The organism is Nocardioides albertanoniae, assembly GCF_006716315.1.
GTDB classification, from domain to species: Bacteria; Actinomycetota; Actinomycetes; order Propionibacteriales; family Nocardioidaceae; genus Nocardioides; species Nocardioides albertanoniae.
In genome coordinates this window covers 3,473,234-3,490,484 of sequence record NZ_VFOV01000001.1, presented here as the reverse complement: position 1 = coordinate 3,490,484, position 17,251 = coordinate 3,473,234, and the positions used below count along the sequence as shown (strand labels likewise).

General features: G+C 70.5%; 17 protein-coding genes. 11 read left to right on the top strand and 6 right to left on the bottom strand.

Annotated elements, in window-relative coordinates; all coding sequences use genetic code 11:
* Window positions 1–9 precede the first annotated feature (9 nt).
* The 8 genes from rsmD (at window position 10) to FB381_RS16690 (ending at window position 6,492) form a co-directional block, all read left to right on the top strand.
* Window positions 10–573: a 16S rRNA (guanine(966)-N(2))-methyltransferase RsmD gene (gene rsmD, locus FB381_RS16725; protein WP_141781329.1), complete on the top strand. Its 564-nt coding sequence runs from the start codon at window positions 10–12 to the stop codon at window positions 571–573.
* Between the two features lie 28 nt (window positions 574–601).
* Complete coding sequence (gene coaD, locus FB381_RS16720) at window positions 602–1,093, top strand: pantetheine-phosphate adenylyltransferase (RefSeq protein ID WP_141781328.1); 492 nt, start codon at window positions 602–604, stop codon at window positions 1,091–1,093.
* Between the two features lie 60 nt (window positions 1,094–1,153).
* Window positions 1,154–1,882: a class I SAM-dependent methyltransferase gene (locus FB381_RS16715; RefSeq protein ID WP_246088159.1), complete on the top strand. Its 729-nt coding sequence runs from the start codon at window positions 1,154–1,156 to the stop codon at window positions 1,880–1,882.
* A gap of 70 nt (window positions 1,883–1,952) precedes the next feature.
* On the top strand, window positions 1,953–3,692 hold the full coding sequence (locus FB381_RS16710) for a hypothetical protein (protein WP_141781327.1): 1,740 nt from the start codon (window positions 1,953–1,955) through the stop codon (window positions 3,690–3,692).
* Between the two features lie 46 nt (window positions 3,693–3,738).
* Entirely contained in the window at window positions 3,739–4,356 is a 618-nt protein-coding gene (locus tag FB381_RS16705) for a helix-turn-helix domain-containing protein (RefSeq protein ID WP_141781326.1), read from the top strand.
* 17 nt (window positions 4,357–4,373) lie between these two features.
* Entirely contained in the window at window positions 4,374–4,562 is a 189-nt protein-coding gene (locus FB381_RS16700) for a hypothetical protein (RefSeq protein ID WP_211352469.1), read from the top strand.
* 13 nt (window positions 4,563–4,575) lie between these two features.
* Window positions 4,576–4,836: a hypothetical protein gene (locus tag FB381_RS16695; RefSeq protein ID WP_141781324.1), complete on the top strand. Its 261-nt coding sequence runs from the start codon at window positions 4,576–4,578 to the stop codon at window positions 4,834–4,836.
* 120 nt (window positions 4,837–4,956) lie between these two features.
* Window positions 4,957–6,492, top strand: a complete 1,536-nt coding sequence (locus tag FB381_RS16690; protein WP_170225193.1) for a phospholipid carrier-dependent glycosyltransferase — start codon at window positions 4,957–4,959, stop codon at window positions 6,490–6,492.
* On the opposite strand, the gene FB381_RS16685 is transcribed toward FB381_RS16690, so the two are convergent.
* From FB381_RS16685 to FB381_RS16675, 3 genes are all read right to left on the bottom strand, one after another.
* Entirely contained in the window at window positions 6,431–7,390 is a 960-nt protein-coding gene (locus tag FB381_RS16685; RefSeq protein ID WP_170225192.1) for a lysylphosphatidylglycerol synthase domain-containing protein, read from the bottom strand. The genes FB381_RS16690 and FB381_RS16685 overlap by 62 nt on opposite strands.
* Window positions 7,387–8,457: a glycosyltransferase family 2 protein gene (locus FB381_RS16680; protein WP_141781321.1), complete on the bottom strand. Its 1,071-nt coding sequence runs from the start codon at window positions 8,455–8,457 to the stop codon at window positions 7,387–7,389. The genes FB381_RS16685 and FB381_RS16680 overlap by 4 nt, the downstream gene beginning before the upstream one ends.
* A 188-nt stretch (window positions 8,458–8,645) precedes the next feature.
* A complete protein-coding gene (locus tag FB381_RS16675) occupies window positions 8,646–9,170 on the bottom strand; it encodes a DnaJ family domain-containing protein (protein WP_141781320.1) in 525 nt (174 codons plus the stop codon).
* Between the two features lie 73 nt (window positions 9,171–9,243).
* Here FB381_RS16675 and FB381_RS16670 point away from each other — a divergent pair, with 73 nt between their 5' ends.
* The gene (locus tag FB381_RS16670; RefSeq protein WP_141781319.1) at window positions 9,244–9,840 is read left to right on the top strand and encodes a TetR/AcrR family transcriptional regulator; all 597 of its coding nucleotides are present in this window, start codon (window positions 9,244–9,246) and stop codon (window positions 9,838–9,840) included.
* 25 nt (window positions 9,841–9,865) lie between these two features.
* On the opposite strand, the gene FB381_RS16665 is transcribed toward FB381_RS16670, so the two are convergent.
* From FB381_RS16665 to FB381_RS16655, 3 genes are all read right to left on the bottom strand, one after another.
* Window positions 9,866–12,652, bottom strand: coding sequence for a YfhO family protein (locus tag FB381_RS16665; protein ID WP_141781318.1), 2,787 nt, complete (start codon window positions 12,650–12,652; stop codon window positions 9,866–9,868).
* A gap of 115 nt (window positions 12,653–12,767) precedes the next feature.
* A complete protein-coding gene (locus FB381_RS16660; protein ID WP_141781317.1) occupies window positions 12,768–13,523 on the bottom strand; it encodes a class I SAM-dependent methyltransferase in 756 nt (251 codons plus the stop codon).
* 49 nt (window positions 13,524–13,572) lie between these two features.
* Window positions 13,573–14,691: a glycosyltransferase gene (locus tag FB381_RS16655; RefSeq protein WP_211352468.1), complete on the bottom strand. Its 1,119-nt coding sequence runs from the start codon at window positions 14,689–14,691 to the stop codon at window positions 13,573–13,575.
* A 114-nt stretch (window positions 14,692–14,805) separates the two neighbouring features.
* Between FB381_RS16655 and FB381_RS16650 the strand changes: the two genes are divergently transcribed.
* Both FB381_RS16650 and FB381_RS16645 read left to right on the top strand, forming a co-directional pair.
* Complete coding sequence (locus FB381_RS16650; protein ID WP_170225191.1) at window positions 14,806–15,759, top strand: lysylphosphatidylglycerol synthase domain-containing protein; 954 nt, start codon at window positions 14,806–14,808, stop codon at window positions 15,757–15,759.
* A gap of 60 nt (window positions 15,760–15,819) precedes the next feature.
* Window positions 15,820–17,250, top strand: a complete 1,431-nt coding sequence (locus FB381_RS16645) for a hypothetical protein (protein ID WP_141781315.1) — start codon at window positions 15,820–15,822, stop codon at window positions 17,248–17,250.
* The last annotated feature ends 1 nt before the right edge of the window (window position 17,251 follow it).

The following is a 17,251-nucleotide window of genomic DNA, read 5'->3' as shown; positions in this document are numbered from 1 at the left end:
GGTGTGCCAATGACTCGGATCATCGGAGGTGTCGCGGGAGGGCGTCGCCTGCTGGCCCCCAAAGGGGTCCGGACCCGCCCCACCACCGACCGGGTCCGCGAGGCGCTCTTCTCCGCGATCGAGTCCTCCTGCGGTTCGCTCGACGGGCTGCGGTTCCTCGATCTCTACGCAGGCACCGGTGCCGTCGGCCTCGAGGCATGGTCGCGTGGCGCCGGGGTCGTGACGATGGTCGAGTCGGATCGGCGTACGGCTGGGGTGATCCGTTCCAACGCGAAGGAGATCGGGTTTCCGCGCGCCAACGTGATGGCCGGCAGCGTGGCGAGCACCCTGGTGACTCCGCCGCCTGCTCCCTACGACCTGGTCTTTCTCGACCCGCCCTACCCGCTCTCCGACGATGCCGTCGCCGAAGACATCATGCTGCTGGTCAAGCACGGTTGGCTGGTGCCGTCGGCCCTGGTCATCGTCGAGCGGTCCGCCCGGAGCCCGGAGCCGACCTGGCCCGACGGGTTCAGCGACCAGAAGTCGAAGAAGTACGGCGAGACCACGCTGTGGTTCGCCCACGCGCCCGACTGATCAAGCCCAACCCGAGGGAGACATGGAAATGACGCGTCGTGCGGTGTGCCCGGGGTCGTTCGACCCGCCCACGCTGGGCCACCTCGACATCTTCACCCGCGCCTCGGCGATCTTCGACGAGGTCGTGGTCGCCGTCGGGGTCAACCCGTCGAAGTCGAAGCGCCTGTTCACCGCCGATGAGCGCATGGAGATGCTCACCGACCTCACGGCGCCGCTCGGCAACGTACGGGTGAAGGGCTTCACCGGCCTGGTCACCGACTTCTGCGTCGAGATCGACGCCCAGGCGATCGTGAAGGGCCTGCGGGGTGCGCCCGATCTGGAGTACGAAGCTCCGATGGCGCAGATGAACGCCCACATGACCCGCGTGGAGACCGTCTTCCTGCTCAACGACCCGCGCTGGGCCGCGGTCTCGTCCAGTCTGATCAAGGAGATGGCCACCTTCGGCGGGGATGTGTCGGCATTCCTGCCGCCGGATGTTCTCGCACGACTCACCAAGCGTTTGGCAGAACGTTCCGAGTAACGGGCACGGTTCGCCGGTATCGTCGTCAACGCTGCCCGTCATTCTTTTCTCTGGAGATCAATGTCCACCTCAGGCCGTTCCCCGCTGTCACTGGCAAAGCAGTCCTATGCCGCCTCGATGAAGGCCGTGGGCCGCGGCCTGACGCGCACCGGGCTCGCACAGGAGACCGCACCGCCGGTCGAGCAGCGCTGGCGTCACTGGACCCACTCGCTGACCAAGGTCTATGACTCCCTCGCGATGGCGAAGCTGGACGTGCCGTGGTGGACCTACGACGCGATCGCCGCCGTCGACGCCTGGCTCAGCGAGCGCGAGCGCCCGATCCGGGCCTACGAGTACGGCTCGGGTGCCTCCACCATCTGGCTCTCGCGTCGCGCCGACGAGATCCACTCCGTCGAGCACCACAAGGGGTTCGGCGAGATGATGCAGGCCGAGCTCGCCGGTGAGGAGGAGATCTCGCTGCGCGTCATCGAGCCGGTCGCCAGCGACCACCCCGTCGTCCCCTCCCACAAGGAGGGTCACGCCGCCCTCGACTTCGAGGCCTACGTCAACTCCATCGACGACGTCGACGGCGAGTTCGACCTCGTGGTGATCGACGGGCGCGCGCGTGAGGCGTGCCTGGAGAAGGCCAAGGACCGGCTCGCGCCGGGCGGCATCATCGTCTTCGACAACAGCCGGCGCAAGCGCTACGTCGACGCCATCGCCGCCTCGGGGATGAAGGAGGCCATCCACTCCGGCCTCACCCCGACCCTGCCCTACCCCGAGCGCACCTCGGTGCTCACCAAGGGCTGAGACCCACGTCATCGCGGGCGCCCGGCGTGGATGATCCACGCCGGGCGCCCGTTCTCATAGGGTCGCCGTCATGGCGTCACCTGGGAAGCTCGAGACTGATCACGCGGAGCCGGTCGGGGCCACCAGATGGGCGACCTTCGCCGGTGTCTGCGTGGTGGCGCTGGTCTGGTCGGCCTACTCGGTCGGCGCCCAGACCGGCTCGTTCCTCACCCAGGACTTCGGGGCGCAGTATCACCTCGCCAAGCTGACCGCCCACGGTGCGATCCCGCTCGTCGACTTCGAGCACGGCTGGAACGCCGGCTCGTTCTGGATCAACGCCGTGCTCTACGGCGTCGCCAGCGGCAGCCCGACGCTCTGGTACTTCCTCTGGGGCCGCCTCCTCGGTGCCGGCATCAGCGCAGTGCTCGCCGCCGCGATCGGGCTGCGGCTGCGTCTGCACCCGGCGGTGATGGTCGCCCTCGCGCTCGGGGTGCTGCTGCTGGCGACGCCGCTGCACATCAAGTACTCGATCTGCCTGCTCTGGGTCTTCGTGCTGCTGCCGACGGCCGGGTTCGACGCGCGTCCACGCCTGGCGGCAGCCGCTCGAGTGCTCCTTCCGGCCTTCGTCTTCTGGCAGTACGTCGAGCTGGCGGTGCTCCTCACCGGCGCCTCGGGTCTCTTCGAGCTCTTCGCCCGCCGCGACGCGCCGTGGCGCCGGCGGATCGTCAACTGTGCTCAGCTGGCCGGCGGATTCGTCGCCGGCCTGGCGCTCGAGGCCGCGGCGTACAAGATCTTGTGGGGGCTGTCGTTCTCCGACTTCAACCGGCAGGTGATCCTCGGCCAGACCGAGACGCACGCGGATGCGCAGTACGCCGTGTGGGACTTCCTCGGTCTGCCGACCGAGTCGGGGCGCTACTTCATCCTCGCGCTCTACCCGTTCGCGCTGCTGCTGCCGTTCGTGCCGCTGGTCTGGCAGCGGGTCTCCGACTCCACCCGGCTGATCGCGCTGTCCGGCCTGGTGCTCGTCGTCGTCCCGATCCGCCGCGTCGACAACCCGCACACCACCACCGTCTCCGCGCTCGTGCTCCTCGCCGTCGTGCTCGCGGTGGCCGAGCTCTACGAGCGTCGTAGCTCCCCGTCCGGGTCGAGACCGACATGGTCCGTCATCGCGCTCCCTCTGGCCGCGGGCGGCGCAGCCTGGGCGGCAGCGACCCTCTGGATCGGCTTCGGGATGCAGAGCATGCTCGGCGCGGTGGTGCTCGTGGCTCTGGCGGTCGCCGGAGCGAGCCTCGGTGCCGCGTTCCTACGGCGCGGCGTCGCAGCGGTCTCCGCCGGCGCGCTCGTCGTGCTCGGCGGCGTGCCCGCGGTGGCCTCGGTCGACCATCTCGACGACATGCGCCACGACGCGAAGTCGTTCCAGGTCAGCGACGCGATCGCCCGCTGGGCCGGCCCGGAGTACGACCGCTGCAACGGTGACGCGCCGCGCGAGGCCATGGTGATGCCCAACTATCTCGAGCTCTACGACTCGATGCGCCTCACCAACCCGACGCCCTACTACCTGTTCCACTACGACTTCGCGCAGTACGAGGACGTGCTCACCCCGCAGCTCGAGGACGGCTCGATCCCGGTCATCATCGAGACGATGCCGCTGCACACCCCGCAGCCCTGGCTCACCGATGCCATTCACGCCAACTACGTGCCGTGCTCCATCGTGAGGATCGAGAAGCAGGGCGTGGCGGTCACGATCTGGACCCACAAGTCGCGCGGCGAGGTCGACCGGCGCGACCTCACGATCCGCAACGGCGAGCGGATCCCCACGCCTGGTGGGTGATGTGACGTTATCGAATTCGATAACGAATCAGTGATATGATGTCGCCATGCAGACGCAGAAGCCCGACCGCGACACCCAGGAGGTCATCGACTTCCTGGGGCGTTCGGTTGCGGTCAGCGGCCTCTCCCAAGCAGCGTTCGCGCGCGCACTCGGCACCTCTGCGCCGAGGATGTCCACCTACCTGAGTGGTGCGACGCGGCCGTCGGCATGGTTCTGCGTTCGTGCGCGTCGCTTGGCCGAGGCACTTGCGGCAGCGAGCGAGCGTCGGCTGATGTCTGCCCCCGCCACTGCGGCCGAGATCAAACGCGCACTCCAGGCAGGAGAAGCAGCTTGGGCGTGGCGGATGCTGCTCCAAGGGCGCGACCACCTCCGCCTGATGCTCATCGATCCTCTCTACTCCGATCTCGATCTCACCGACTCCTGGGAGGCATTTCCGGGAACTACCGGCGACGACGGCTTCGACGCGCTGATGGCGGCGCTCGCGTTCCACGAGTTCGATGAGGCTGGGCGCCCCGCTCCCGGGTGGACACGCATCGAGCCGCTCCAGGAGGAGTGGCGGCCGCCGCACCCGTTCCTCAGCCCGGAGCGCGTCGTGGCTCGGACTCCCGACTGGCTCCGCCGATTGCATATCTATGTCCCTGAGCGAGACCTGGCCACGGCATGAGTGCTGAGCGTCGACATGTGCTCACCGGCGCAGAGATTCACGACCTGCTGTCGCTGCTCGACGAGCGCATGCGCAGCCGCGGTCTCGCGGCATCTGTCTTCGTCGTCGGCGGAGCTGCTATCGCTGCGACCGGCGTACTGGCTGAACTCGAATGCCAACATGTGGATGCCTCCCATTCCTCCAGGAGCGCTGACTGCTCCGGCTGAGCCGGGCCTTCGGGTGACGTACGCTGCGGATGATTTCCTGCTGGCGACGAAACTCATCGCACAGCGGGCGAAGGACACCGACGACATCGTCGCACTTGCTGCGAGGGTCGGACTCTGCGAGGCCGACGATCTCGAAGCTTTGATCCGACGTTTCTACGCCGACGAGGGAGCGTTGGAGTTCATCGTTGATGGCAACGATGTCGACCGAGAGATCAAGCTCGGTGCCGAAGACGCGGCACGCCTGATCAAACGCCGCGCCGGCCGGACCGAGTGATGGTGGCGCGACACGAGTCGAGCGTCGAGAGCTGGCTGGACACGCCGCGTCGTTCGGGCATGGGTCCGCTCGGGCTGACATAGGCTCACGAGCGCCCCGCCGAGCCACATGGGAGACGCCTTGCTCCACACCACCCACGAGGGTCGTGACGACGTACGTCTCCCGAGACGCCTGCTGGCCGCGATGGTGCTGGTGTCGTTCTTCGCGCTGAGCGTGAGCAGCTATGTGGCGCTGACCCGCTCGCTCCAGTATCAGGGGCGTGACGAGGGGCCCAACGCCGCGTATGCGATCGAGCTCTCCCAGGGCCGCCTGCCGACGATCAACACGCCGGTGACCACCGACGCTGCTCGCCATCCCCTCGTCGTCGCCGGGCGTACGAGGATGAGCGACGAGTCGCACCGCCACATCTGGACGGCCAACCACCCGCCGCTCTACTACGCGCTGTCGGTGCCGCTGGTCTACGCCGCCGACCAGCTCGATGCGCCGCAGCTGTTGATCGTCGGGATGCGGCTGATCAACGCCGTCGGCTCCGGGTTGTGCGTGCTCCTGGTGGGCCTGATCGCGTTCGAGCTGACCAGACGGCCGGAGGTGGCGCTGCTGGCCACCGGGATCAGTGCGTCGTGCGCGGTGCTGGTCTCCGCGGGCGGACACATCGCCAACGACGGGGTCGCGGTCGCGGCGTCGTCGCTGGCGCTGCTCGGCACGCTGCGCATCCTCGGTCGGGGGCTGACAGGTCGCCGGCTCGCGCTGGTCGCCGTCGCCGGAGTGGCGGCAGCGGGGGCCAAGGCGCCGGGGGTGCTGACCGTCGCCCTGTGCGGTGCCGCCCTCGCGGTCGCCCTCCTCGTGCAGGACCGCTCGCGTCGCGGGGTGCTGCGCGCGGTCGGAGCCGCCGCGGTGGCGACGGGTCTGCCGGCGCTCGCCACCGGTTGGTTCTACGTGCGCAACATCGTGCTCTACGGCGACCCGACCGCATCGGGTGCGCTGCTGGAGAAGTTCGCCCGCGAGCCCAACGGCACCTGGTGGCAGGTGCTGAGCGACGCGCAGATGTGGGCCGACTGGTTGCGGAGGCTGTGGACGCCGGTGCTGGGGGAGTGGTACGTCGTCTTCGTCGACCTGCTGGCCGTCGTCGCGGCGCTCGGGCTGCTGGCGCTCCTCGCTCGACGTGTGGTCGGCGGTCCCCGAGGCCCTGCCGGATCTGGGCGAGGCTGGCTGCTGCTGACCGTCCATGCGCTGGTGGTCGTCGTGAACCTGATCGGGTTCGTGGCCGGCGGAGGCAACCCCAACGATCGCTACCTGATGCCGCTGATGCCGGTGCTGGCCTCTGCTCTCGCGCTCGGGGTGGTGGCGATCCTCGATCTGGTCCCGGTCGGACCGCAGCGGCTGCGTGCTCGCTGGGCCACGGCGGCGCTGACCCTCGGCCTGGTCGTCTACGGCACCTTGCTGTTCAAGCGGTTCGCCGACTCGCCGATGTATCGCGGCCTGCTTCCGGACGCGCACACGACGCTGGCCGCGAGCGTGCTCGCCGCCGGCCTGGCCGGCGCCGTGGTCGCCGTCGTGCTCGCCGTCGTGCTCGCAGCCTGGCCGCCGGCCGAGGCTAGGACGACGTACGCCGCCCCGCGACCGCCCCGAGGCCGGCCAGCACCACATCGGCGATGAGCAGCAGCACCCGCGAGGCGAGCGCGACGGTGAGCGCCTCGGGCACGCCGATGATCGGGCCGAGGGTGAGCGCGAGCAGGGCCTCGCGGATGCCGGCGCCGGCCGGGGCGGGGATGAACGCGATCCCCGCCGCCCAGGCCAGGGCCATGCCGCCGGAGGCGGCCGCGACCTCGAGCAGCCCCACCGTGGCGTAGGACTGCATCATCACGGCCAGGTGGAGACCGAAGGCGAGCCAGGCGAGCACCGCCCAGCCGATGGCGGTGAAGAGGCCGCGCGCGGAGAGTCGTACGCCGAGGGGTTCACGCCCCAGCTTCGCGAACAGCCAGTCGAGCACGCCGGGCACGACGCGCGGGTGCAGGCAGACGGCGAGCGGCACGAGCAGGAGCAGCAGCCACCAGTAGCGCGCCAGGCCCTCCGACGACGACCAGGGGAGCAGGAGCGCACCGACGCCGATGCCGCTGGCGACCACGACGCCCATGAAGAGGATGTTGGCGCCCAGCATGGTGCGCCGCGCGACGCCCCAGCGCAGCCCGAACTGCATCTGCGCGACCACCGGCCACACCGAGCCGGGGAGGTATTTGCCGAGCTGGCTGACGTAGAAGACCGAGTGGGACTCGCGCAGCGACGGCCGGATGCCCATGCCGTGCAGCAGAGCGACCCAGATCTGGGCGATCAGCATCGTGCCGATCACGGCCAGCACTCCGGAGATCGCGAAGCGGGCGAGGCTGAGCTCCTGCACCGCGGTGGCCAGGTCGTCGCGCTGGCGCCAGACCAGGTAGGCGCCGCCGAGCACCACGACGAGCGCGAGCCCGCTCTTGAGCAGCCGCTTCTTCAGGCTGGGGGTGGCCGACGGCCCGGCCTCCACCTCGGAGACCGGGCCGGAGTCGGTGGTTGTCACAGGCTGGTCGTCCACGTCTCGCCCGGGCGAGCGGTGGCCTTCGAGGAGGCGTGCGCGGAGCCGTTGGGGGAGTGGGGCAGGTCGAACTCGGCCACCGAGGTCTGGTCGCGCAGCATCTCGGTGCCCGACTTGCCGAAGCGGGCCTTCTTGGTGTGCTCCAGGTCGTCCTCGATGAGCACCCGGTTGGTGCGGATCAGGTCGGAGATCACCCCGAGCATCGCCGACATGAAGGCCAGGTTGATCAGCACGCCGCCGAGCAGCAGCGACTGGATGTGGTTGCCGTTGTCGTCGCTGAGCCACAGCGCCAGGTAGCGGATGAACGGGATCGCGCCGAGCACGAAGAAGAAGGCGGTGAGCCAGACGAAGATCGCGTAGGGCTTGTACATCATGTAGCTGCGCACGATCGCCGCGCCGGACTTCATGATGTGCTCGGGCATCGACTTGAACAGCCGCGACTCACGCGTCTTGGCGTTGGTCTCGATCGGCACCGAGGCGATCTTCATCCGCTTGTTGCCCGCCTGGATGATCGTCTCCATGCAGTAGGAGAAGCGGGTCACGGTGTTGAGCAGCATCAGCGACTCGCGCGAGTAGGCGCGGAAGCCGCTGGCCGCGTCGGGCAGGTTGGTCTCGGCGGCCATGTTGACCACCCGCGAGCCGACCTTCTGCAGCGTCTTCTTCAGCCCCGAGAAGTGAGCGATCCGGTCGACCTGCCGGTCGCCGATGACGATGTCGGCGTCTCCGGTGACGATCGGCTGGACCAGGTCGGTGATCCGCTCCTGCGGGTACTGGTTGTCGCCGTCGGTGTTGACCACGATGTCGGCGCCCAGCTCGAGCGCGCGGACGACGCCGTCGTGGAAGCTGCGGCCCAGACCCTGGTTGCGGGAGTGGTGCACGAACTCGCGTACGCCGTGCTCCTTCGCCACCTCGACCGTGCGGTCGGTGCAGCCGTCGTCGACGATCAGGATCACGATCTCGTCGATGCCCGGGATCTGCTTCGGGATCGACTCCAGGACGGACGGAAGCGTCTCCTCCTCGTTGAGGCAAGGGACTTGAACGACCAGCTTCACAGGGGACCTCGGCACAGAGTCGGGCGGACGGACGGCAGATGGTGGGATGTCCGCGAGGGGTTCTGGCCCGCCACATTACCGCGTGGATTCGCGGGCCCCACGGCCCCTCGCCCGTGTCATCAGGCGTATGTGCTAGGGAAACCTGACGTTCAGGACGGGGCCACGCGGCGTCTTCCCGAAGCGCCGGTTCACTCGCTCGCCGCGCCCCCGCGACGACGGAACAGGCGACGCCTCCGGTTCGTCCGTCGATCCGCCCGTGCGGCCGCGCGGGAATCCGCGGCACGAGCCGCCCGACGCTCGGCCCACGCGGCCACGGTGGCCTCGGGCTCGCGCGGCATCGTGATCAGTGGCGGGCCCGCCGGTGGTTCGTAGCGCGCGCGGATCACACGGGCGTTGAACTCCTCGATCTCGCGGCGTACGGCCCGCTCGTCCGCCAGCTGATCGAGCAGCGCGTCCAGAGCGGCGTCCTCACGGCGCAGCTGGATCGACGGGGGCAGCAGCACCACCTGCTCGCGCTCGACGAGGCTCCGCAGCCACCAGTCGGGATCGTGCTGGTCGGGCAGGTCGATCGGCTGCCCGCTGCCGGGCAGGTGCTCGAGCTCCCCGCGGGCGATCGCCTTGCGCACCTGGAGGTCGGCGAGGAGGGCGACCGCGACCGCGTCGTCGATCGCGATCGCGTACGGGTCGGGGAGGGGCCGCTCGGGATCGGTCATCGGCACTCCAGCGCGGGCGGGGATTCAAGTCAGATGTATTATGTCACTTGTATGGTAACCAAGGAGGGCGAAGGTGCCGAAGCAGGTCGACCATCGAGAGCGACGAGAGACGATCGCCCATGCGCTGTGGCGGGTCGTCGAGCGGCAGGGCTGGTCGCGAGCGACCATGCGCGAGGTCTCCCGAGAGGCCGATGTCTCCCTCGGCCAGCTGCAGCACTACTTCTCCTCGCGAGCGGCGATGCTGACCTTCGCGATGGAGTTCGCCGCCGAGCAGGTGTCACATCGGGTCAACCGCGGGCTGGCCGTCCTCGACCAGCCGCCGCACCCCCGAGAGGTGTTGCGGGTGACGCTCCTGGAGATGCTCCCGCTGCGTCCCGAGGCTCGTGCCACCGACAGGATGAACGCCGCGTACGTCCTCGAGGCGCTGCACGACCCGGAGCTGCGCGAGCAGGCATGCGTCGGCCTGCGCGACGGGCGCGACCTGGTGGAGCGGCTCGTCCGCGAGGCGCAGGCTGACGGGCACATCCCCGCGGGCCGCGACCCCGCCGTTGAGACCGACCTGATCCTCGCGCTGACCGGCTTCACCCCGCTGCTGGAGCTCGGCGTGGTCGAGCCGCCCGCAGCCGTGGCGGCCATCGATCAGCACCTGGACCGGCTCTTCTCCTCCTAGCAGCCCCGCCCGGCCATGTCGTCCGCTATGTCGCTCGGCCGCGTCGCACGCGCGAGAGGACCCGTGGTGCGATCAGCAGCCCGAGCGTCACCAGCGCGCCGAGGAGCGAGACCCAGGCGCCCGTACGCAGCCCGGGGGCGTCGTAGGTCAGGGTGACGGTGTGCGCGCCGTCGGGCACCGGCACGGCGGCGAAGGCGTGGTTGCCGGGGACGATCGGGACCTCACGGCCGTCGACGGTGGCCGACCAGCCCGGGCGGGCGATCGAGTCGGCGACGACGAGGTAGCCGGAGCCGCGGGCGGTGACCTCGGCGGAGATGCTCTCGGGCTCGTCGCGGCGTACGTCGACCTGGGCGGTGGAGCCGGAGACGGCCGGGGTCGAGTCGTCGTCGAGGAGCACGGTGCCGGGGGCGACGCCGTCGCGCAGCCGCTGCACGCGGGTCGGACCGTCGGCCACGACCTCGCTGGTGCCGGCCCAGCGGATGCGGGGCAGTGCGCTCGCGCGCTCGTAGACGACGGCGCCGGCGGAGGCGTGCACGACCCGGAGCCCGTCGCCCTTCTCCGGCCGGACGGCCGAGCAGACCGCGGACCCGTCGGTGCGGCCGGCCAGTTGGACCGGCTTCCGCTTCCCGTCGACCGTGATCGTGACCGGCACCGGGCCGGAGGTGAAGCGGTGGTCGGGCACCGCGACCCGCAGCCTCTCGCCGGGCTTGAGCGGGCGGGTCACGGCGCGCTCGGAGGTGATCGTGTCGGCGCCTGTGCCGACGCTCACCCGCACCACGGCCGGCTCCTGCGTACGCGGTTTCAGCCCGTCCGGAACGGTGACCTCGACGCCGCGCAGGTTGCCTCGCGGCACCTGACAGCTCGCCTTCTCGCCCGGCTCCACGCGCAGACCCTCGCGCCGCGAGGCCGGCACCTGCGGCCGCTCGACGGCACCGATCACCTCCAGCGGCTGGGTGACCCAGTAGCGCACGGAGAGCTGGTCGAGCACGGGCTGGCGACCCGGGGTCGGGATGTTGGCGGGGAAGTCGCTGTAGGTGGGCGAGAGCTGGGCGTCGGGGTTGACCGCGGCGATCAGCGACTTCCACTCCGGCGTGGTGAACTCGTGACCGGTCGGCGTACGCAGCCGGTAGTGGTCGGCGACGGCGGAGTGCTCCCAGGACGAGGCGCCATAGCGCTCCTCGCCGAGATGCTTCTTCAGGAACTTGTGGGCGGGCGTGACCGGGTAGAAGTCGGAGCGGTCGGTGAGCGGAAGCACCTCGCGCGCGAACGTCGTGCTCTGCGCGAGCACGGCCAGCACGAGCACCAGCGGACCCAGCAGCCGCAGCCGGCCACGCAGCAGCAACGTCGTGGCGACGGCGAGGGCCGAGACCACCAGCAGCAACGCCGGCACCCGCAGCTTCGCGGCCACGTCGGGGATCGGTCGGGGTGCGTCGCTGATGAAGGCGTACGCCGCATGGAGGAAGTACGCCGCAGCCACCGCCGCCACCACGACGACGACCAGCGACATCACCTGCCGTGGACGCCAGGACCAGTCGCCCTCGGGCGCGTCCGACTCGTCTTCGGTGTGGCCGGCCTCGGTGCGATGGGCTTCGGCGTGCTCGGCACGCTGCAACAGCCGCTCCAACCCGATCCCGGCCAGGGCGGCGCAGAGGAACCCGAAGATCGAGTTCGCGCGGCCGAAGCTGTTGGAGCTGTAGCCGGGCAGCTTCTGCAGCAGGTCGAGCGGCAGCCCGCCGATCCACAGCAGCCAGACGACCGCGGCCAGCACGACCGCGAGCAGTGCGGGCGTCGCCGGGCGGCGACCGCCGGGCAGCCGGACGACCAGGGCGCACAGCACCAGCACGAGCGCGGCGACGCCGACGAAGGCGATCGACTCGATCGGGTTGTCCTCGCCCGCCCACAGACCGCTCGCGCAGGTGCCGTAGGCGTTGGGTGCGACGGTGGTCAGCACGAGGCTGGCGGGCTTGACCTCGTTGGGCACTCGCTCGTCGAGGCCCAGAGCACTCATGTTGAGCGCGAACGGGAGCACCTGGACGGCGGAGAGCGCGACCCCGAGCCCCACGCCGCCGGCGGCGATCGCGCCGGCGGTCAGCGTGCGTCGCACGTCACGCAACGCCAGCGCCCGGACGACCACATAGATCCCGCCCAGCGTCAGCGCGAACATCGTCACGGCCGGGAACCCACCGAGCAGCATCGCGGCGACGACCAGGCCGACCGCGGCCAGGTCGCGTGCCCCGCGCTCGCGCACGGCACGGTCCAGCGCCCACAGCAGCAGCGGCACCAGGCAGGCGACCTTGGTGTGGGGCCAGTTGGTCCACATCATCATGAAGCCGGAGGTGAAGAAGACCAGCCCGGCGACCAGCGCGATGCTGCGACGCACGCCGAGGCGGCCGAGGAAGAGCGTCATCCCGGCCAGCACCAGCACCAGCTCGGTCAGCTTGGCCCACGCCGGGGCCAGCCACATCGGCATCACCCAGTAGGGCCAGGAGACCGGGCTCAGGACGGCATGGTTGGGCAGCGATGCCAGCGGCGCCCCGCCGACCTCGTAGGGAGCCCAGGTCTGCCAGCTGCCGTGGCGGGCGCCCTCGACGATGTTCTCGACCCCGGGCAGGTAGTAGTCCCAGGTGTCACCGCGGCACCACAGCGTGCCGTCGGGGATCGGGCCGCTGGCGGCGTACGGCATCATCGCGTGCAGCCAGCCGGTGTCGAGCAGCATCCCGTGGCCCACCAGCGCGGGGCCGAAGGTCACCGCGACGAAGACGACGAGCAGCGCCACCACGGCGCCCGAGCGCCACCGGTCGGATGCAGTCACAACAGGGGAGGGCACAAGCCGAAACCTATGAGGATTCGCCGCCGGGCGACGGTAGCGCACGCGGAAGGTCGTCCAAGTTGTCTCTCTTGTTGTCTCTCGTGTTCCGATCCACGCCTCAGCCGCGCCTGGTCGCGACGGCGACGAGACCGGTGCCGGTGTCGGTGCGCAGCCGCTGCAGGGCCATGAACGGGCTGGTCGCGACGGCGATGGCGGCGCCCTTGACGCGACCGCTGGGCTGGAACGTACGTCCGGTCGCGCGGGTCAGCTCCTCGGGTGTGAGGTCGCCCACCTTCTCCAGCTTCTTGGCGTCGATGCGGTTGCGCACCGCCTCCAGGGCGTAGCCGAGGGGCCAGCCGTAGACGGTGATGTCGACGTCGCCCAGACCGGCCTCCTCGAGCCGGGCGGTGAGCTCGGCGGGGCTGTAGCGGCGGAAGTGGCCGGCATGCTTGTCCATCGGACCGAACCGCTCCTGGAAGGCCGGCACCGAGAGCACCAGCTGCCCGCCGGGTCGCACGTGGGTGACCCACTCGGCCAGCGCGGCCTTGTCGTCGTCGATGTGCTCGAGCACCTCGAAGGCGCAGACCATGTCGTACGTCGTGCCCGGATCCAGCTCGGAGGACATCGCGTTCAGCACGGTGCCGCCGAGGCAGGTGATGCGCTCGTAGGCCACCTCGAACGAGCCGGCGTCGGGCTCGACCCCCAGATAGTCGGCGCGCGTGGCCAGGCGAGCGCCGAACGCGCCCTGGCCGCATCCGATCTCCAGAGCCGTCGCCGGTGAGAGCCTGTCGATGATGCGGCTCACGACGTCATAGCGGAGCCAGGCGCGCGGGGCGAGCGGAGGCAGCGGGCGGTCGGCGGGCGTGAGCGGCATCTGGTTCCTGGGTTCGACGGTGCGGGACGGGATCATCAGGCGTGGGTCATCAGGGGTGGCGGATCCTCTCGATGACGGCGGAGGCGACGGCCCGCGGCGTGTAGTGCTCCATCGCGCGGGCATAGGCAGCCTGGCGCAGCAGGTGGGCCTCGTCGGGGTCCTCGGCGAGCTTGGCCAGGGCGGCGGCGAGCTCCTGCGAGCTGCCGGGTGCGACGAGCAGCGCCGCGCCCTGGAGCACGCGCCGCTGGGGTGCGGTGTCGGAGGTGACGACCACCGCGCCCGCGGCTGCGCCCTGGAACGCCTTGTTGGGCACCACCCGAAGCGCCTGCGGCACGGTGCCGAAGATGCCGAGGCTCACGTCGAACCCGGCCACGAAGTCGGGAAGATCCTCGGCCTCGACCCAGTCGACCCAGGTGACCCGCGGGTTGTCGGCCGCGAGCCGGCGGGCCTCGTCGTACTGCTGGCCCTGCCCGACCATCGTCACCTCGATGCGCTCGTCGTCGGCGAGGATGTCGAGGGCGTCGGCGATCACCGGGGCGCCGTGGGTGGGGGAGAAGAGCCCGACGAAGACAGCCTGCAACGGCGTCTCCGTGGGGCGCCGGAGCGCCTCGGCGCCGGCGTCGAACCACTCCTTGGTGGCGCCGACCGCGCACACGACCGAGCGCTCGCGTACGCCCTCGGGCAGCGACTCCTGCTGCTCGTAGGTGTCCACGATCACCACGTCGGCGCTCCGGAGGGCCATCGCATCGATCGCCTTCATCAGCCGAAGCTTCAGGCCGCCGGACCCGGCCAGCCGCCGGTTGGCAGCGACCCCGGCTGCCGAGACCATGTGGTCGAGGAAGATGGTCGATCGAGGGTGGAGCAGGCGGGCCAGATGCACGTCGAAGTGGCCCAGATAGCCGACCAGGACTGCATCGGGGCGCCCGTGGCGCCGCCTCCGCAACGTCTCCGCGGCCAGGCCGCTCCAGCAGGCGAGCAGCCGCAGCGCCAGCAGCGGGAGCCGCCACGGTTGCCGCAGGATCGCCACTCGGGCCGCGGTGTCGAGGCCGAGCGGCCGGTTGACCTCGCTGACCTCGGCGCCGCCGTCGCGTAGGCCCTCGATCAGCACCGCGACTCGCGGATGGGCGGTCACGTCATAGGTGCCGAAGGCGACGATGTGCACCCCCACAACGTTAGGGTCAGAAACAAGCAGAGTTGGAGCACACACCCCGCATCTGAGATGACGGCATCGTGAACGATGCCAGGGAGGGCCCGTGGGTCGAGGTTCGATGAGGGCTGTTCGTTGAAGACGGCGTCCCTCAAGACGGTCTACCTCAAGACAGCGGTCGTCGCGCTCGTGGTCGTCGTGGCCGCCTACGCGATCTACCGCAACCGGCACGCGCTCGCGCGCGGCTTCGCGGAGCTGCCGCTGTGGGTGCTGGCCGTCGCCTTCGCGCTCACCGTGCTCGCCCAGGGCATCGCGCTGGTGATGTGGCGAGTGGTGCTCGCCGACCTGGGCTCGCCGCTCCCGCTGGTGCCGGCCGCCCGCATCTTCTACGTCAGCCAGCTGGGCAAGTATCTGCCAGGTTCGCTGTGGACGATCGTGGGCCAGATGGAGCTCGCTCGCGTCGAGCGGGTGCCGCGGCGTACGTCGTTGACCCAGGGTGTGCTCGTGCTGGCGATCGCCGTCGGTGCCGGGGTGATGGTCTCGGTGCTGCTGATGCCGTTCCTGGGGCGCGAGACGTTCGCGCGCTACTGGTGGGCGGTGCTGCTGCTCCCGCTGATCCTGGTGGCACTGCACCCGCCGATCTTCGGCAGGGTGGTCAACACCGGCCTGAGGCTGCTGCGGCGCGCACCCCTCGAGGTGCTGCCGACCTGGCGGGGGATCGGCAAGGCGCTGGTGCTGCAGGCGCTGGTGTGGCTCGTGCTGGGTGTGCAGATCTGGGTCGTCGTGGTCGGCCTGGGCGGTGACCCGCTGCCCTCGCTGCTGGCCAGCGTCGGCGGTTATGCCCTGGGCTTCAGCCTCGGCATGGCCGCTATCGGTCTCCCTGCCGGCGCCGGGCTGCGGGAGGCGGTGCTGGTCGTCGCCCTCTCCGGTGTGCTCTCGCCGGGGCTGGCGCTCCTGGTCGCCCTGCTCGCTCGTGGGATCGCCGTGCTGGCCGACGTCGGCGTGGCGCTGGTCGCGGCGTTCTTGACCCGACGTACGGGGCAGCCTCCCGAGGCCACGAGCGCCGAGCCCGCGACCGGGCGGATGTGACGCTGTGCGGTGTCGCGTCTACGTTGGGATGACGCTTCCGCACCGCAGCAGGAGATGAACTTGCCCAACGCACGGCGGCTCTGGTTCGCCGGTCTGATCGCCAACATCCTCACCTGTGCCGGGGTCTGCGCGGGCTATGCGCTGTCGTCGCCGCTCTACGGCTCGAAGGACGAGGTGGCCCACGTCGACCACGCCTACCAGCTCTGGCACGGCACCCTGATCGCCATCGGCGACCCGATGCGGATGCCGCAGACCTGGGGCTACACGCTGCCCTTCGACTGGACCGGCCAGCACCCACCGCTCTTCTACCTGCTGCTGGCCCCCGTGGTCGGGCCGCTCACCGACGCCGGGCACCTGCTCGCCGCCGGGATGGCCGCGCGCGGCATCGGCATCATGATCACCTGCCTGGTCGTGGCAGCGGTGATGTGGGCGACGCGACAGATCGTGCCCAGCCGCCCGGAGGTCGCGGTCGTGGCCGGCCTGGTCACCGCGCTCAGTCCGGCCCTGACCAGGCTCGGCGGGGTGGTCTTCAACGACAACCTGTTCGTGCTGTGGTCGACCCTTCTGGTCGGCCAGACCGTCTGGTTGCTCCGCAACGGGCCGCGCACCCGCGGCCTGGTGCTCTTCGGGCTCTACGCCGCGGCCGCCCTCGGCACCCGGCTGCCCGGCGTCGTCGTCATCGGCGTCTGCGCGGCCGCCCTCGGCCTGGTCTGGCTCTTCACCGGCCACCGCGGGGACCGGTCCGAGCGCTGGGCCGGTCCCTGGTCCGAGCGCTGGGCCGATATCGGACGCCTCAGCGTCTCGGTCGCTCTGGCGGTCGCGGTCAACAGCTGGTTCTACATCCGCAACTTCCGTGAGACCGGCAACTGGTCGGGCATGCAGACCGACCTCGTCGGCAAGCCCGGCAGCCCGCTGCACGCCCGCGAGGTACGGCCCGTGCTCGACGTCGCCACCGACCCGGAGATCTGGCGCCAGCTCCTGATCCCGCCGGCGATGCAGGAGCACGTCACCCTCGGGGCCGTGCTCACGCTGGCTCCACTGGCGCTCGGCGTCGCGGTCGGCGTCCGCGCGCTCTCGCCGTCGCGGCGAACGCTCCTCCGCGTCGCGACCGCGCTGACGTTGCTCGCCCTGGTCGCCGTCATCGTCGCGATCCAGATCAAGTACGCCGCCGGCGGGGGTGGGGCGTACTGGCGCTATCTGGTCCCGCTCACGGTCGTGACCAGCCTGGTCACGGCGCTCGGGATCGCCGCGGTGCCGCGGCTGACGGGGCCGGTCGTCGCGGTCTGGGCGACAGCGATGTTCGTGCTGTTCGCTACGCACATCGCGCCACCGAACCCGTCCGGCGGCGACCTGCTCACCGCGCCGGTCTTCCAGGGCTCCGCCTGGGTCGCGGCCGGTGTCGCGGGGGCCGGGGGACTGGTCGCCGTGGTGGCCGTCACGATGCTGGCCCCGCCCTTTTGGTCGCAGTCGACGCGTCCCGTTAAGATCTAGT